General features: G+C 41.5%; 10 protein-coding genes. 8 read left to right on the top strand and 2 right to left on the bottom strand.

What is annotated here, in order from left to right; translation table 11 throughout:
- Positions 1-166 precede the first annotated feature (166 nt).
- From glf to WMO37_RS09975, 5 genes are all read left to right on the top strand, one after another.
- Positions 167-1,264, top strand: coding sequence for a UDP-galactopyranose mutase (gene glf / locus WMO37_RS09995; protein ID WP_022433122.1), 1,098 nt, complete (start codon positions 167-169; stop codon positions 1,262-1,264).
- 70 nt (positions 1,265-1,334) lie between these two features.
- Positions 1,335-3,200 (top strand): glycosyltransferase, encoded by a 1,866-nt coding sequence (locus WMO37_RS09990; RefSeq protein ID WP_349154922.1) that lies wholly within the window; start codon positions 1,335-1,337, stop codon positions 3,198-3,200.
- A 26-nt stretch (positions 3,201-3,226) separates the two neighbouring features.
- Positions 3,227-4,990, top strand: a complete 1,764-nt coding sequence (locus WMO37_RS09985) for a right-handed parallel beta-helix repeat-containing protein (protein ID WP_349154921.1) — start codon at positions 3,227-3,229, stop codon at positions 4,988-4,990.
- A 74-nt stretch (positions 4,991-5,064) separates the two neighbouring features.
- Entirely contained in the window at positions 5,065-6,621 is a 1,557-nt protein-coding gene (locus WMO37_RS09980; protein ID WP_349154920.1) for a glycoside hydrolase family 25 protein, read from the top strand.
- A 2-nt stretch (positions 6,622-6,623) separates the two neighbouring features.
- Positions 6,624-7,640 carry an acyltransferase family protein gene (locus WMO37_RS09975; protein ID WP_349154919.1) on the top strand — a complete coding sequence of 339 codons (1,017 nt, stop codon included), beginning with the start codon at positions 6,624-6,626 and terminating at the stop codon, positions 7,638-7,640.
- 86 nt (positions 7,641-7,726) lie between these two features.
- Here the strand turns inward: WMO37_RS09975 and WMO37_RS09970 are convergent, their stop codons facing one another.
- Both WMO37_RS09970 and WMO37_RS09965 read right to left on the bottom strand, forming a co-directional pair.
- On the bottom strand, positions 7,727-11,152 hold the full coding sequence (locus WMO37_RS09970) for an RICIN domain-containing protein (protein WP_349154918.1): 3,426 nt from the start codon (positions 11,150-11,152) through the stop codon (positions 7,727-7,729).
- 43 nt (positions 11,153-11,195) lie between these two features.
- Positions 11,196-13,256, bottom strand: a complete 2,061-nt coding sequence (locus tag WMO37_RS09965; protein ID WP_349154917.1) for an acyltransferase family protein — start codon at positions 13,254-13,256, stop codon at positions 11,196-11,198.
- A 244-nt stretch (positions 13,257-13,500) separates the two neighbouring features.
- Between WMO37_RS09965 and WMO37_RS09960 the strand changes: the two genes are divergently transcribed.
- The 3 genes from WMO37_RS09960 (at position 13,501) to WMO37_RS09950 (ending at position 17,553) form a co-directional block, all read left to right on the top strand.
- A complete protein-coding gene (locus tag WMO37_RS09960) occupies positions 13,501-14,838 on the top strand; it encodes an SGNH/GDSL hydrolase family protein (protein ID WP_349154916.1) in 1,338 nt (445 codons plus the stop codon).
- Positions 14,839-14,959: 121 nt separating this feature from the next.
- Positions 14,960-15,910 carry a magnesium transporter CorA family protein gene (locus tag WMO37_RS09955; protein WP_349154915.1) on the top strand — a complete coding sequence of 317 codons (951 nt, stop codon included), beginning with the start codon at positions 14,960-14,962 and terminating at the stop codon, positions 15,908-15,910.
- A 233-nt stretch (positions 15,911-16,143) separates the two neighbouring features.
- On the top strand, positions 16,144-17,553 hold the full coding sequence (locus tag WMO37_RS09950; RefSeq protein WP_349154914.1) for a sugar transferase: 1,410 nt from the start codon (positions 16,144-16,146) through the stop codon (positions 17,551-17,553).
- Positions 17,554-17,582: the final 29 nt, after the last annotated feature.

Below are 17,582 nucleotides of genomic sequence, written 5' to 3'. Positions count from 1 at the left end.
CTATGATGGCAGATGGAAAATAGGAGGTAAAATCCGCTGCTCCTGCCTGGGGCAGAATGTGAGTAAACTCACATGGCATTTTGCTTCGCAAAACAAGGAGGTAAAATCCTCTGCTCCTGCTTGGGGGCAGTCGCATTTTGCTTCGCAAAACAAGGAGGATTAAAAAATGAAGTATGATTATTTAGTAGTAGGTGCAGGTCTTTACGGTGCAGTTTTTGCATATGAAGCCAAAAAGAAGGGAAAGACCTGTCTGGTGATTGATAAGAGAGACCATATTGCAGGTAACATTTACTGTGAGAATGTATCCGGCATTAATGTGCATAAATACGGTGCGCATATTTTCCATACATCTGATAAGAAAATCTGGGAATATGTCAATCAGTTTGCGGAATTTAACAACTATATCAACTCACCGGTAGCAAGATATAAGAATGAACTCTACAATCTGCCGTTTAACATGAATACCTTCAGCAAAATGTGGAATATTGCAACACCACAGGAAGCAAAGGACATTATTGCATCACAGATTGCAGACTTAAATATTACAGAGCCAAAGAACCTTGAAGAACAGGCACTTTCCTTAGTCGGAAAAGACGTTTACGAAAAGCTGATTAAGGGTTACACCGAAAAGCAGTGGGGACGTGACTGCAAGGATTTACCGTCCTTTATCATCAAGCGTCTTCCGCTTCGTTTTATCTATGATAACAACTACTTCAACGATAGATATCAGGGTATCCCGATTGGCGGTTACACAAAGATTGTAGAAAAGATGTTAGACGGCATTGAAGTCCGTTTAAATACGAATTACCTTGACAACAGAGAAGAATTTGATGCAATGGCAGATAAGATTGTATACACCGGTATGATTGACCAGTTCTATGATTATAAGCTGGGTGTACTTGAATACCGTTCCGTACGTTTTGAAACAGAAGAACTGCCGATGGAAAACTATCAGGGAAATGCCGTTGTCAACTACACAGAAAGAGAAGTGCCGTATACAAGAATTATTGAGCATAAGCACTTTGAATTCGGCAAGCAGCCGACAACCATTATTTCAAGAGAGTACTCAAGCGAATGGAAGAAGGGCGACGAGCCGTACTATCCGGTCAATAATGACAAGAACAACGCCCTGTATCAGCAGTACAAGGAGCTTGCCGACAAGGAACACAAGGTCATCTTCGGCGGACGTCTTGGCGGATACAAGTATTACGATATGGATAAGGTGATTGCCGCAGCACTTGAAATGTGCGAAAAAGAACTGTAAAACAGGGAAAGATAAAGATAAATACTCCAAAAGCGGAGTGGATTAGATAGAATGGGAGAAATGAATTAAGATGAAGCTTCAGAAAATACTTTGGCCGACAGAGGGATTATGCACCGAGGAAAAATTATATCTGCACACCAATGTGATTGATGATGATTTTAACATCAACAGAGATGAGAATCATTTAAAAAGCGATTTAAACTTTATCAACCGCAGCAAAGTCTATATGATGCCGGGCGGAGGCTTTTCGCTGGATAAAGGCGGTAAAGTGGAATTTGATACTTATTTTAACGGATTTTCCATTGAAAAGTGGAGAAAGTACACACAGGTTAAAGAAGTATCCGTCAATCTGGAATTACAGGGTGATGTACTGGTGACACTTTCAAGCAAGCTGTTTCTTCACGGAGAAGTTTTAAAGAAAGAGCTTGTAAGACAGGAAGTGCATACGACAGAAAGAAGCTCCTATTCATTCCCATTCGGCAATGAAGAAAAAGGCATGCTGTACTTTGAAGTAACCGCACTGTCAGACGGCGCTGTGCTTTACGGCGGCTATTATGAGGATACAGCGATTGAAAAGCCGGTAAGACAGCCTAAAATCGGGATTGATATCTGTACCTTTAAGCGTGAACGTTATATTGAAAAGAATATCGGACTGTTAAATGCGCATGTATTTAACAATCCGGACAGCCCGTTACAGGAGCATCTCGAGGTCTTCATATCCGATAACGGACAGACATTGGATATTGACAAGCTTGGCAGTGACAAAATTCATATCGTACGCAACAAAAATACCGGCGGTGCAGGCGGATTTACAAGAGGTCTTATGGAAATCTTAAAGAACGGCAATCCGCATGGCATTACCCATGCGCTGTTAATGGATGATGATATTACAATCGATACAGAATCCATTGAAAAGACCTATACGATTCTTTCGCTGTTAAAGGATGAATATGCCGATGCGTTTATCGGCGGTGCAATGCTTCGTATTGATAAGCCGAATATACAGGTGGAATCCGGTGCATCATGGAATGCCGGGAATTTGATTTCCAATAAGTCCAACTTAAACATGAATGTGACATGGGACTGCCTCTTTAATGAAATTGAAGAATATACGGAATTTAATGCATGGTGGTACTGCTGTTTCCCAATGGACGTCGTAACAGAGGAAAATCTGCCGCTGCCAATTTTTATCCGTGGCGATGACCTTGAATACGGCCTGCGCAACATGAAGCATCTGATTTTGATGAACGGTATCTGCGTATGGCATGAGCCTTTTGAAAATAAATATTCTTCGTTTTTGGAATATTACATTATCCGTAACAGACTGGTGGACAATACATTCCACTTCCCGGACTGGGGCAAGGCACAGTTAAAGAAGGCAGTCTGGGGACAGTGGCGCAGAGAGTGTAAGTTCTACCGTTATAAGAATGTAGATTTACATACCAGAGGTGTAAAGGATTTCTTAAAGGGTGTGGATTTCTTCTTAAATACAGACGGTGAAAAACTGCACAAGGAAATTATGGCAGCAGGCTATAAGGCAGTGCCGATGGACCAGATCAGTGTGCCGTTCCACTATAAGACATACGAGGCATCCAGAACGACAAAGTTAAGCATACTGCACAATACCCTGCGTAAGCTGACCTTAAACGGTTATCTGCTTCCGGCGAAGCATATCCGTATTGTATCCATGGCACAGGTAACATTCCCGGCAGTATGGAGAGCAAAAAAGATTGTATTTTACGATGTAACAGCCAATAAAGCATTTGAATGTGAAAGAAGCTGGGGTCAGGCTGTTGCAAAGTTTTTCCAGGTACTGGGACTCACCATTCAGATTGACTTTAAATACAATAAAGCGAAAGAAGATTTCTTAAAGCGTGGAAATGAGATCAAAAACATTCAGTTCTGGAGTAAATATCTCGGACTGGATAAGCAGTAAAATGTCTGCGGTATGGAGGAGCAACATTGAAGAAGCGAAGAAATAAAAAGAGGATAATTATTGCGGCGGTGATTGTATACCTTGCGGTTATCGGCATTGTGGCAGTCTGGGAATCCGGCAGACAAAAGCCGGCAAATCCCGATACCGCGGCGGCACAGGAGGAAGCTTATAACCGTAAGAAAGCAGTGATTGATGCACAGGAGGCAGCAGAGCAGCAGGCTTATGATAAAGCGGTACAACTGCTGGACTATGACGTGGACGGTGCAGCAATGAAAATATCACCGTCAGACTGTTACAGCATTATGACAGCCAACAAGCTTCCGGCATTATCGAGAATGGCAGCAGAAGATTCAAAAAAATATATGGGGAATCTTCAGGTGTTACAAAAGATTGAAAAGCTCGGTATTGATACGGCGTCCTTTGAAACACCGGAACTCAACTGGAAAAATGTATACAACCGGGTTTCAGACACAATGCAGAAAGAAAATACATTTTCAGATAAAATTTCCTTTACAGGAAGCACAGCTTCCCAGTTAAATACCCTGATTGCACAGAGTACGGATGCATATATTACAATTGAGAGCAGTACGGTACGGATGGATGAACCAATCAGCATGAAATCCGGTATTGCGCTGGATGCAGCAGGAGTTACATTTACAGGAAGCACGGATGACCGCGTGGCACAGGCAGTAATTGCAGAAGACTGTACGAATTTTGCACTGTATAACCTGAATCTGACAGCGGGCTGTTATGAGTACGGTATTTATATTATCAGAAGCAATACATTTACAATCGAAAATTGTACCATTTCCAATGCTCTTTATAAGGGACTGGTTATGATGGGTGAAAACAAGAATTTCACAATCAGAAACAATACGGTTTCGTATAATGGTAACGGCGCAGTTTTTCTGAATGGAAATATCAGTAATGGTATTATTGCAGGAAATGATGTCGTTGATAATTACGGCACCAGAAACCTGACAGCCGGGATTGTCATGACTTCGATGGAAATTGACGATTACTACACGGCATACAATGAATTTAAAGATGAGCATTTATACAATCTGTTAGATACGCCGCATGATATTGTGTTATATCAGAATAATGTAAAACATAATAATTCATCAGGTATTTATTCCGATGGGGCATATCAGATTTATATTGTTGAAAATATTATTTATCAGAATGATAAAGAGGGTATGTGTCTGGATTACGGTACATTCGGTGCGTATGTCAGCAACAATATTGTCAAAGAAAACGGCGGACGTCTAAGACAGTCCGATGAAGATTTAGAAGCGGACTTTGTAACGACGTTTGGACGTCTCTCAGACGGTTCGTCACCGGCAAAGCTTCCGGGCATTTCGATTGATAATTCGGCATATAATACGATTGTCAATAACAATGTTACGCAGAATTACGGAAGCGGTGTGAAGATGGTGCGTTCCGCATACCGCAATATTATTATGGAAAATTCTGTATCAGATAATAATAAAGGAAAAAGTGATGATTTCCATTTCTTTGGAATTGAAATTGGACATGAAAGTACGCCGGATGAACCGGTTAAAGGACTGGACTTTACAGCTTCCTATGAAAATATTGTATGCAGAAATATAGTGACGGGAAGCAATTATGCCGGTGTGTTTTTAGCAGTGGAATCTTATTGTAATGACGTATTTGACAATACGATTCTTGGCAGTGAGTGGTATGCAATTGAGTGCCACAGTAATATGTTTAACAGTATGCCAAACAATATTATGGACCAGGAGATCCTCAATTTGTATGCACGCTGATTACATAAAGGGAAAATGTAGATAGTGTTTGACGGGCATGGAAATTGCGATATTTCATGCGGAAAAGAGGTAAGATGAAAAAGACATTCGTAGGCGCAGTGGCTGCACTGTTGTTTATGTTTTGCTTTAGTTTGCATCCGGTAAGCGCGCAGGCGGCAGAACATATGCTCCAGATGGAAAATGATGAATGGGTATGTTATACCGCTGGACAGCGTGATAATTCTTATACCGGGATGGCTGTTAATGAATATGGCTGGTGGTATCTGACAGATGGTGAAATTGACTGGGATTATACCGGAATGGCATGTAATGAATACGGCTGGTGGTATATGAACAATGGTGCATTGGATTTATCTTATACGGGTATTGCTGATGTAAACGGTGAACCGTGGTATGTAGTCAATGGCACAATTGATTTCAGTTACAATGGCATGGTAAATGCAAGCGGCAGCTGGTGGTATCTGAATCAGAATAAAGTAGATACAGATTTTACCGGTCTTGCATTAAATGAATACGGCTGGTGGTATATAAATGCTGGTGAAATTGATTTTTCATATACCGGACTTGGATATAATGAGTATGGCTGGTGGTATGTTGATAACGGTACTGTAGATTTATCGTATACAGGCATGGCACAGTTAGGATATGACTGGTGGTATGTGACAAATGGTGTCTTAGACAGAGATTATACCGGAATGACTGTTTATGATGGAAACTGGTACTATCTGATAAATGGTTTCCTTGACAGAAGCTATGAAGGCCTTGCAGATAACGAGTATGGCTGGTGGTATATTTCGAACGGAACAATTGACTTTACATATAATGGAATGGCAGCAAATGAGTATGGCTGGTGGTATGTAAGCAGCGGCGGAGTCGATGGCACTTTTACGGGTGTTGCTTCAAACAGCTATGGTTCATGGTATTTTGAAAACGGTACAATTAATTATAATTATGACGGTGAATATACCTATGTAGGAATTACATATATTGTTAAAAATGGTCTGGCAACGCCGCTTCAGAAGTCATCCGTCGGAATTGATGTATCAAAGCACAATGGAGAAATTGACTGGGATGCCGTAAAAGCAGATGGGATTAAATTTGCCATTATCCGTGTCGGTTACGGTAATGATGATACAGATCAGGATGATGTATGGGCAGTACGCAATATGCAGGAATGCGAACGCGTAGGTATTCCGTATGGCGTATATCTGTATTCGTATGCAGTCAATGAAGATGAGGCAAACAGCGAAGCAAATCATATTTTAAGAATGTTACAGGGATTTAATCCGGTATTGGGTGTGTATATTGATATCGAAGATACAGAATATTATAACAAATATAATATTGATCCGTACAGCTCAGAGGGCAGGGAACTGATTACCCGTATAGCAGTCACTGTAATGGACAGAGTCAGCCGCGCAGGTTATACTGCCGGTGTGTATGCTAACTGGAATTATTTCCAGAATGTATTGATCCAGAGTGAGATTCAGGCTTATAAGTGGCTCGCATGGTATCAAGAAGATACATCTGAGGTTCCGGAAGGTGACTGGATTATGTGGCAGTATACAAGCACCGGACATGTAAACGGTATAGAAGGTAATGTTGATATGAACTTCTGGTATGGATTTTAAAGATGGAAAAAACAAAACAAAGAATAAGCTGGATTGATGTTACAAAAGGAATTGCCATATATCTGGTGATTCTCGGACATTCGCTGATTGGCCTGAAGGTAAATGATTATATTTTTGCGTTTCATATGCCATTATTTTTCATTGCTTCAGGACTGTTATTCCGCGAAAAGAGTATCAAAAAAACCATTGCAGGCAATATTAAAAAGCTGCTTGTCCCATATTACATTACGAGTATATGTGTAATTCTTGGAAGGGCAGTCAGTGCGTACTTACAGGGCTGGACGGTTCAGAATATCCGGAATTTGTGCTTAAATACGATGATTGGTGCAGTTTTTGGATATGGTGTAGATGGAAGTAAATGGTTCTTTACAGTCTGGATGATCGGTGCAATCTGGTTTTTATGGGCGTTTTTCTGGAGTGACATTATTATACATGTAGTATTTCGTTATACAAAGAACTGGCAGGAATGGCAGAGAGCGTTTTTAATCATAGGAATCTCGGCAGTTTCTTATATTGTAGGACAGTATATCTGGATTCCAACGAATTTAGATGTGGGCGGATTTGCAATTTTATTTGTTTATATCGGCTATCTGCTCCAAAAAATCCGGATATGGGAGCAGGGAAAGCTTCCGTGGATTTGCTGGATTCTTTGTGTAATTGTATGGGTCTATGCTTCCCATACGGGCGGGATTAATATGGTAATCCGTGCCGTGCCAAACTTCGTCGTTTTATTCGGTGCAGTTGCAGGAAGTGTCATGACGATGAAGCTTGCCATACAACTGGATAAAATTCCGGGAATCAGCAGATGCCTTTCCTGGTTTGGAAAGAACAGCATGAAAATCTTATGTGTGCATTTATTTGAAATATTGATTCTTTCGTGGGATTTTATAGAAGTGAAATGCCATGTGCCGGTTACAAGACTGACAACCATTATTTTAAGGACAATATTTATTGTGGTTGTTGTTTTATGTATCAACGGAGTGCAGGGCATATATAAGAAACAAAAGAAACAGAAGTAAAAAAAGGGGCAGCGGCTTTACAATTATTGTAGAGCCGCTGCCTTTTTTAGGTGCGCCCGATAATAAGCGCTGTGTTTGAATGGGAGCTAGTTTAAAGTAATATTGTTTTTTACAGTACTGCTCATAGATGAGAAATCTGCAGCGCCAAATGTATAGGCTGATGAGAACTTATTGTACATAATGACATTTTCACAAGAAGAACCACCGTTATTTGCAGTATCATCATCGGCAATAAATACACCGAAATCGTGTGAACCTGTTACGGTATTATTTAAAACAACATTCCAGTTGCTTCCTAAACCATCAATATAACCGAGGTTTTCGGTTTCAACAGCAAGCGGTTCAATATCAATACCGGAACTCTTTGCACCCATCTGGTTGTATGCATTATCCGTACAGATATTGTTTACGATAATATTACCCAGACCGGTACGAACCAGTTTAATACCACTGCAGCTGTTGTTATAGACGTTATTGCTGTCAACAATATTGTAAATACCATTATCAATAGATACACCCGGGAGTCCGCCTGCAATACCGTTGTTTACAACTTCATTGTGGGCAAAGTAGTTGCCGATACAGCCGCTGTCAAGGCATACGCCTTCAAGGATACTGTCACGCAGTGTATTATAAGTGATATATGTCTTATAAGAACCGATGCAGTATAAAGCTTCACCGCTGCAGCCTGAAATAACATTTCCGGTTACAATGATATCATGAGGACCGGTTGTTTCGTTATCAACACGGATCTGCTGACCGTTCTGCAGACAGCTGATTGCAATACCTGCAAAACCTTTTGCACCTGAAATACGGTTGCTGTCAATCAAAAGGTTTGAATGATTGCCATAAACGGCAATAGCGTCATCGCCGACATTGTTAATGGTGTTGCCGCGGATGATTCCGTTTACGGTTGAACCGTATTCGTCAGAAATCATGATACCGCTCTTAGTAGCATTATTTAATGTATTGTTTTCAAGCAGAATATTGTCAGCACTGAATACATTAATGCTGTTTACATAAGGAATGTCGGTAGATAAATTCTTTACGCCGCAGTTTGTGGATGGAATTACACCATTTTTATACACATATAATACAACACCGACATCAGGGGCTTCAGTATAACCGGCTTTCATAACAAGGCTGTGACCGTTTCCGTCTAAAATTGTATCAGATGGAACCATGATAATACCAAAAGAACCATTGGTGTTCTTATACACCTGAATGTCCTGTGTAAGCTGTACAATCTTTCCGGTGTTGTTTTGTAAGAACTGATTTAAATCGTCTACGTCAGTTCCGGTATACTGTACAGTCTGTGTAGGTAATCCGCTTAATGCACTCTGAATATTTGTATTCAATGAAGTCATATTGGCTTCCGGGTTCATAAGGTCAGAACGGGAAAGTCCTAATGTGTGTAATCTTGAAATAACCTGGATGCCGTTTAAGGAATCCAGCGCATTCAGTGCAGATAAATCGTATTTCACGCTGTAATCCGTTACAGAAGCATTCAGATCAGAAATTGAAATATTTTCTGCGTTGCTGCTTAAGCCTGCATCAGATGTCATATAAGTCTGATGTGCGGCAGACTGGAAAACATATCCGTCAGAAGTCTTTGTTACCAGCCATTTTGCTTCCGCAGCGTCAGAAGATGCCGCAAAATACATAGAACCATTACCGTTTGCTGCACAGAATCCGTTCTGTGTTAATGAATATACGGTATAAACGCCGTTTCCTAAAGAAGAAATACGGTAATTGTTATTACCGAAAGAGTAAATACCGGTTGTTAAAGATTCCTGACCAAAGGATTTTGGTGTCAGAACAAAACGCTGGGCAGAAGTATCATGTCCGATGGCCTGCTGCAGTGAAGTTCCAAAAGCAGCTGCACCGCTTAAAGTTAAGTACTGATAGCTGTTTGCGGAAATAAAACTGTAAGTGCCGTTTGTGTTTTTCTGGATATACCATGTCTGGTCAATATTATCAGTACCCTGCGCCTGCATTACGGCAGTGCCGATAGAAATAGAACCCTTTGTATACACAAAACGCTGTGAATTGGCATTTTTAATTTTATAAAGACCCTTTGAAGAATCAATACAGTTGATATAGAATAACTGTTCAGAACCTTCAGAAGCGTCAGCCAGTGTAATCGGTGTATCGTCTTTTACAGAAGCATCCTTTGCAGAAAGCATCGCAGCTGTGTTATCAGAAGCAGCGATGGTATAAGCACCGTCAGCAAGAATCTGTGTATACGGAGATACAAAGTTAAAGGTCTGTGTTCCTGCATTAGACCATAAAGCGGTTCCTACATTGGAATTATCCTCGCTGGTCATGTAGAAGGTATAATCCGTACGCGCAATAGCAATCGTATATACACCTGCAGAAGTTTCAGTAACCGTCCAGTTCTTTGTTCCGTTTACGGAATCAGAAGTAACCTGTACATTGTCTGTAAAAGCATTGGTTCCCCAGCCGTGGTTGTAAGAATTAATCAGCCACTTGTGTGATGCATCATCTCCGTTGGCATCAATATAAGCAAGGGACATGAAACAGTAGGTTGAGCTGGCTTCATCTTTAACAACAAGGAATTTCTGGCTGTTCGCGCCGGTAATCTTAGACATTACCAGATTGTAGCCGCCTTCTGCAGTAGCGGATTCCTCTACTGTTAGGGCATAGTTTGGATTGCTGTTGCTGCGGATCATATACACGCCGCCGGTGAGTTCTCCTGTAGCAGCATTGCCGACACGGAAAATGTCTTCACGCGGAACGGCAAAACCGCCGGTAACATCATAAGTCATACCGTTAAAAGTGAATTCGCCGTTGAAATTAAAATCAATTACGCCGTTATTGTAGTACCAGTAACCGTATGCGTTACTGCCGATGCCGTGGAAACTTAAATCCAATGCACCGTTGGTGATATACCACCATCCAAAATCATTGGCAGCCATACCGGTGTAGTTCCAGTTTAAGGCACCGTTAGTCATATACCACCATCCAAAATCGTTGGCAGCCATACCGGTGTAATTCCAGTCTAAGGCACCGTTAGTGATGTACCACCATCCAAAATCGTTGGCAGCCATACCGGTGTAATTCCAGTCTAAGGCACCGTTAGTCATATACCACCATCCGAAATCATTGGCAGCCATACCGGTGTAATTCCAGTCTAATACACCGTTGGTGATATACCACCATCCAAAATCGTTGGCAGCCATGCCGGTATAATTCCAGTCAATTGTACCACCGGAAACATACCACCATCCGAATTCGTTGGCAGCCATACCGGTATAATTCCAGTCAATTGTACCGTTGGATACGTACCACCAGCCAAAGTCATTCTGGGCAAGACCGGTGTAGGATGTATCAACGACACCGTCTACATAGTAGTACCAGGTATTGTCCACAGGATTCAGGTACAGCCAGCCGCCGCCGGCAGCCTGTGCAGTATTTGGTTTTGCAAAAAGGCAAAGCGCAAATACAAATGCAGCAATAAAAGCTGCACACATTTTTTGTACTGCTTTCTTCATAGAAATCCTCCTTTAGTAAATAAATTTATATTTTAAAAAACCGTCACCTGGCAGTTTTTAAAATAACAGATTGAAAAAATGTTTTTATGGCAATCCACAATACCAGCGTAGCACAAATACAGATCATACGCATTAAAAACTGCATAAAAACATCTGCATTCAAAAGAAGTCCTTCCCAGTGGATAAATTGTGCTTCAATACAGTGAATGCCTAAAACAGCAAGGCTGTTTCTGCCAAAAAACTTCAAAACCGCCGTCGGTATCGTGTAACGGCTGAGCATCTGACAGCACAGGCATAAAATGACCGTTCCGCATACAGCACCGGCAAGACTCAGTGGAAAAAGCGGGTAGGAACGTATGGATAATTCAATTCCGCCTTTTTGTATCTGCAAAAGCCAGATACAGCCGGTCAGCACAATGCTTAAAGGATAGCGTTTTAAATATTGCCAGACAGAATATTTGTTTAAAAGATATCCGGCATAAATGAACGCAGCTGCGGTCATGGAAACATCAAAACTTTCCGGTAAAAATGCAACATGCGTGCCGATATACCAGCCGGTGATGGTGACGGCAGCCACCAGAATGCATGTAAGTGCTTCTTTTTCGCGTGAAAGCTTTAAAATGGCAATAAAAAGCATCCGGGCAAAGAAAAGGCAGATTACAAACCAGATAACAAATACACTGCCAATGTCCGTAAAAACAGAAGACGAGTAACTCATGCCAAACAGTGCAATCTTTGCCTGCATGCGTAACAGTGAAACGGTTGTATCCATGCTGATTCCGACATAAAGCCATTGGCGCCATACACGGACAAATGCAACCAGTACTTCAATGCCAAAGTAAGGCAGAAGAAGCCCTTTCCATGTGCTTTTAAAAAAGTGCTTCCAGGAACAGTTTTTGGTAAAATAGCCGCTTAACAGCATAAAAGCCGGCATATGGAAAGAAAATATAATCTGGCGGATATTGCTGTCAATTGGCATATGTGCATAAAGCATAAGCAGAATACAGGTGCCTTTTGCCATATCAACCCATTCTACGCGTTTGCTTACCGGAGCTGCACCGGATTCTGTGGTCAGTGTATTTTTCCCGTGTCCGGCAGGATGCAGCCGCCGGAGTAAAAGGTATATCAGCAGTCCGCCGGTTATCAGCAGGATATGGATTACAAAAAACAGTACAGACTGTACATAAGTATTTGTTATCCGGTGTTCATTGAAGCAGATCAGTAAAGAACTCCATGGAAAACAGTTCAGTTCGGTTAAATGCAGACAAAAAATAAGCATAAAGTGCGAACCAATCCGGTTTCCGAGGGCGGTTAACCGTGGACAGTGCTGCTCAATAAGCATTGCTGCATAAAAAAGAAAAATGCAGGCACAAAAAGCAGCCAGCCAGTCCCAGATGCCATAGCCGTAATTGTTATTTACCATGAATAACCTGCCGCCGCCTTTGGCGATGTATACCGCAGAAAGAACAAAACAGACAGCCGGAATAAAAGGTGCTTCTTTTAATCTGGCAAGGATATTCTTTTCGCGGAGCATAAAGCCGCAGAATACGAAAATGGTTCCTGTCATAGCAGTCTGGATACTATAAGGAAGCCAGAAAATCCGGCTGGTAGCAAAACCGGCAAGTGCAGTCAGTACAATGCCGATGACGGCATACCGGGTACGCAGGCACAAATGTGTAATATTAACGGCAAAAAATAATGCCGGAAGAAAACACAGCGAGCCGATCATGCGGATATATGCAGGTGTAAAGTAATCCACACCGGAGCCGTAAAAGGCTGCCCATACCCATAACAGCAGCTCATGAAAAGACTCTGTAAAACCGGATCCTGTAAAAAAAATACGGACTGCCATAATAGCAATAATGACCGCACAGGTAATAAAATACGGAATCATCAAAGTGCGGAAAGTATAAAGCAGTGTCTGCCGGGTGCTTTTAATTTCTAAAAAATATCCACTGATAATAAATAAGACCGGAATATGAAAAGTGAAAATAATCCGGGTTATAATATCAGGACATAAATACCATTGACTGCCTACGATAATACATAAAATTGTAATGCCAGACACAATGTTAAAAAGTGGTTTTGAATCAAGCTTATCCATTGTAAATTTTCCTTTGCAGATATACTAAAATAATATTTATATTGTTATGTACAGTATACCGTAAAAACAAGGAATTCTCAAGAAAATTAACAGGTATTTACAGCGGATATTGAACCGTAAACCGCGTTGTGTTATCATTTGCAGAATACGAAAGCTTTACGGGGAAGGAATTCGTATATTAATAAGAAGGCAGATTTTTGCAAATGCCTAAGCAGGGATTTAAAGAAGAAAGGAAAAGATACAAGTGAAAAAAATATTTCGAAAAAAGAAGGCAGTTGTATGGATTGCCGCAATAGCAGGGATGATAGCAGCATTTGGCTGTTTTACAGAAAAAGCGCAGGCAGCGGGATTTTCCGGCATGACCTTTTATCACCGCTTTTTGATTAACTGCTGGGGTGACTCGATGACAGCGGGACAGGGCGGAAACGGTGTAACTTATCCGCGGGTATTAAAAGAATTGACGGGATTTCCGGTCAATAATTTTGGTGTCAGCGGGGAAAACACTTATGAAATCGTAGACCGTAGTGCAGAATACGGAGATCAGTCCGGTAACATCATGATTATCGAGATGGGGGATAACGGAACATGGGAGAATATGGATGATTTAATTGAGCAGTATCAGAATATGCTTGATGAGGCAGACTGTTCTAATTATATCATCATCAGCTCGACAGATGATCCCAATGATACCGACCAGATATGGGGAGAGAGCGGTTATGAACCGGGTATGCAGGATACATGGTATGAGGCAGCATTAAAAGATGCATTTGGGGAACACGTGGTTACGGCAAGAAAGTATCTGATTGAAAACGGGCTTTCAATTAACGGACTGGATGAAACAGACGAGGACAGGGAACGTGCCGAAAAGGGGCTGATTTCGTTACAGTTAAGAAATTACTGGATTGATAACACTCATCTGAACGGATATGGATACCGTGCGCAGGCTTATGCCGTATATGAAAAAGGCATAGAACTGGGATACTGGTTTGCGAATGGCGGAGATGTTACTTCTGACAGCTGGGTAGTTGTAGAGGATGATGTCATTCAGGCAGATTACACAGGAATGGCATCCAATGAATACGGCTGGTGGTATTTTAACGATGGAACACTTGATGAAAGTTATACGGGAATGGCAGCAAATGAATACGGCTGGTGGTATATGACCAATGGCGCCTTGGATTTAAGTTATACGGGAATGGCGTCCAATGAATACGGCTGGTGGTACATGACCAACGGCGCCTTGGATTTAAGTTATACAGGAATGGCACTAAATGAATACGGCTGGTGGTACATGACCAACGGCGCACTGGATTTAAGTTATACGGGAATGGCATTAAATGAATACGGCTGGTGGTACATGACCAACGGCGCACTGGATTTAAGTTATACAGGAATGGCATTAAATGAATACGGCTGGTGGTACTTTAACAATGGGCTGCTTGACTTAAATTATACAGGAATCGCATCCAATGAGTATGGCAGCTGGTATTACAGAAACGGAATCATTGCTTATGATTATTCGGGAACCGTAGCGGATAATGGAAAGACATATACCGTACAGAACGGATTTGTTATCGCTTAAAAAGCGCAGAATTAGAGTTGTAAAGGCGGCAGTACCATGCACGGTATTTGCCGTCTTTTTGCGGTTAAAACACCGGAAAAGGGGAAATACTGTTGCTGTATGATACAGGAGCTTAGGGAGTATGAGTTTCAGGGGAATGGAGACCAGTATGCAGGATGGCGTGTTTTATCAGATTGTATCGTCCGGTCTGAAAACGGTTTGTGAAGATGAATTCTGGGAACAAAAAGATACAATTGCAGTAATCGATGCGCATAAACTGGAAAACAGCCAGTCATTTGGACAGTTTTGCTGTGGATGCAGCGGAGGGGAATATATCCGCGGGTGTAGGGTGATACAGGATAAAAGCCATACGCTGATAGAATGGCATGTGCCGGAAAAAACAAAAAAGAATGTGTCGTGGCATTTTGCAGTTTTTATAACAGCAGAAAAAATTGTCTGTATACAATATACAGGCTCAGCCGGAAAAGTGCAGGAACTTATAAATACGTTTCTTCATAAAGAAGCCTATACCAAAGAACGTTTTTTGTATGAGCTGTTTGGTGCAATGACCGCAGATGATCTGCAGTATATGGAAAAACTGGAAAGGACGTTATCCGTATTAGAAGAAGAAGTGTTTCGTGCGGGCGGAATGGATTTTAACAGCAGTATGTTACAGGTAAAAAAGAAAATTTTTCAGTTTTACCGTTATTACAGCCAGTTCATTGAAATCGCAGCTGCGCTGGAAGAAAATGAAAATGCTGTTCTGGATGCACAACACACGGCTTATTTTGCAAGAATCAAAGAAAAAGCACAGCGGCTTGCCGCAGAAACACAGGTGCTTAGGGAGTATGCGGTGCAGGTACAGGAGGTTTATCAGTCGGAACTGGGAATCCGCCAGAATCACATTATGAAAATACTGACGACAGTAACAACGGTGTGCCTGCCGCTGTCACTGATTGCCGGCTGGTACGGCATGAATTTTTCTTATATGCCGGAATTATCGTGGCGGTACGGTTATCCGATGGCAGCAGGAATCAGCGCGCTGGTACTGGTTTTGCTGCTGTGGCTATTCCGCCGGAAGGGGTTTTGGTAGGGGAAAAAGATATTGTACATCATCTATCTGAAATAAATTGTATCAAAAAAAATGCAGGGGGGGGGGGTATAAGTATGCCCACCCCTTTGCATTTTGGGAAAATCAGATGAAAACAGCCGCAAAATTGTTGCAGACAAGGCAGTTTATACAATTGACAAGAATAAAGAGTTGGGATAATATAGAAAAGATAGGAAAAATACCTACAGATTAGAAAAATTAGTTGAGGATAAAAGATGAATCAGGGAGAAGAAAAAGTTCAAAACGCCCTTCTGTTTATCACAGATATCATCGGATTAATTGCAAGTTATTATATCGCCGGGTATCTTTGGCTGGCACTGTGGAAAAATGTATCAATACCGGTCTATTTTTCTCAGATGGGGGACAGTCTGGTATCAGTAGTGGTATCCTATATGCTTGCGTTTTTATTCTATTCAAAGAATAATGATTTTTTACAGAGGGGAAAATTTGAAGAACTAAAAGCGGTAGTACATCTGAACGTTATAATGGCATGTATTATTGCCATTTATGAATTATTAAAAAGAACAAACCAGCAGTTTCCGAGAGGGGTCTACGTGCTGGTGGTTGTGTTTAATGTTATATTGGCATTTATTATTAGAAGAATCGTGAGAAAATCCATTTTAAGCCATGCAAAGCTTGGAAAATCCGTAAACCGGGTGGTGGCAATTACGACAAGTGACCGTGTGGATGGATTAAAAGAAATTGAAAAATGGAATACAACAAAGCAGATTTCAGGCATTATTATTGTTGACCGGGATATGCGTGGAACGGAAATAAACGGCATACCGGTTGTAGCAGATGTACATGACATGATTCAATACATAAAAGGCGGGATAGTAGACGAGGTGTATATTGATCTGAACACTGCCCGGATGGAAAAAATCACATCCCTTGTGATGGAACTGGAAGAAATGGGTGTGGTTGTTCATCTGCACTTAAATACGCTTGAAAATTATAAGGACTTTGATATGAGCCTTGGAAAGCTCGGCAATATTCCGGTTGCGACATTTGCCAACCGTTTCTATGATTATAAGGAACTGGCATTTAAACGGGCGATTGATATTGTCGGTTCGCTCGTTGGACTCTGCATTATGGCAGTTGCCATGATTTTTGTTGTCCCGGCAATCAAGCTGGAATCTAAGGGACCGGTATTTTTTAAGCAGAAACGTGTCGGAAAGAACGGACGGTATTTTTATGTATACAAGTTCCGCTCCATGTATATGGACGCAGAAGAACGTAAAAAAGAACTGATGGCACAGAATGAAATGCAGGGACTGATGTTCAAGATGAAAGACGACCCGCGTATTACAAAGGTCGGAAAGTTTATCAGAAAGACCAGTATTGATGAACTGCCGCAGTTTATTAATGTATTAAAGGGCGATATGAGCCTTGTGGGTACACGTCCACCAACGGTGAATGAATTTAAGCAGTATCAGGGACACCACAAGCGCAGACTGTCCATGAAACCGGGCATTACCGGCATGTGGCAGGCGTATGGCAGAAGTACGGTAAAAGATTTTGAACAAATTGTAAAAATGGATTTGGATTACATCGACCACTGGAGCCTCGGACTGGATATGAAGATACTTTGCAGAACGGTTGTGGCAGTGTTTCAGGGGGGATGAGAAACGAGTGCTTATAATCAATAATTTAT

The organism is Lachnospira intestinalis, from assembly GCF_040095895.1.
In the GTDB taxonomy this organism is placed as follows: Bacteria; Bacillota; Clostridia; order Lachnospirales; family Lachnospiraceae; genus Lachnospira; species Lachnospira intestinalis.
The sequence above is the reverse complement of the archived record's forward strand: the minus strand, read 5'-3'. Positions and strand labels throughout refer to the sequence as shown.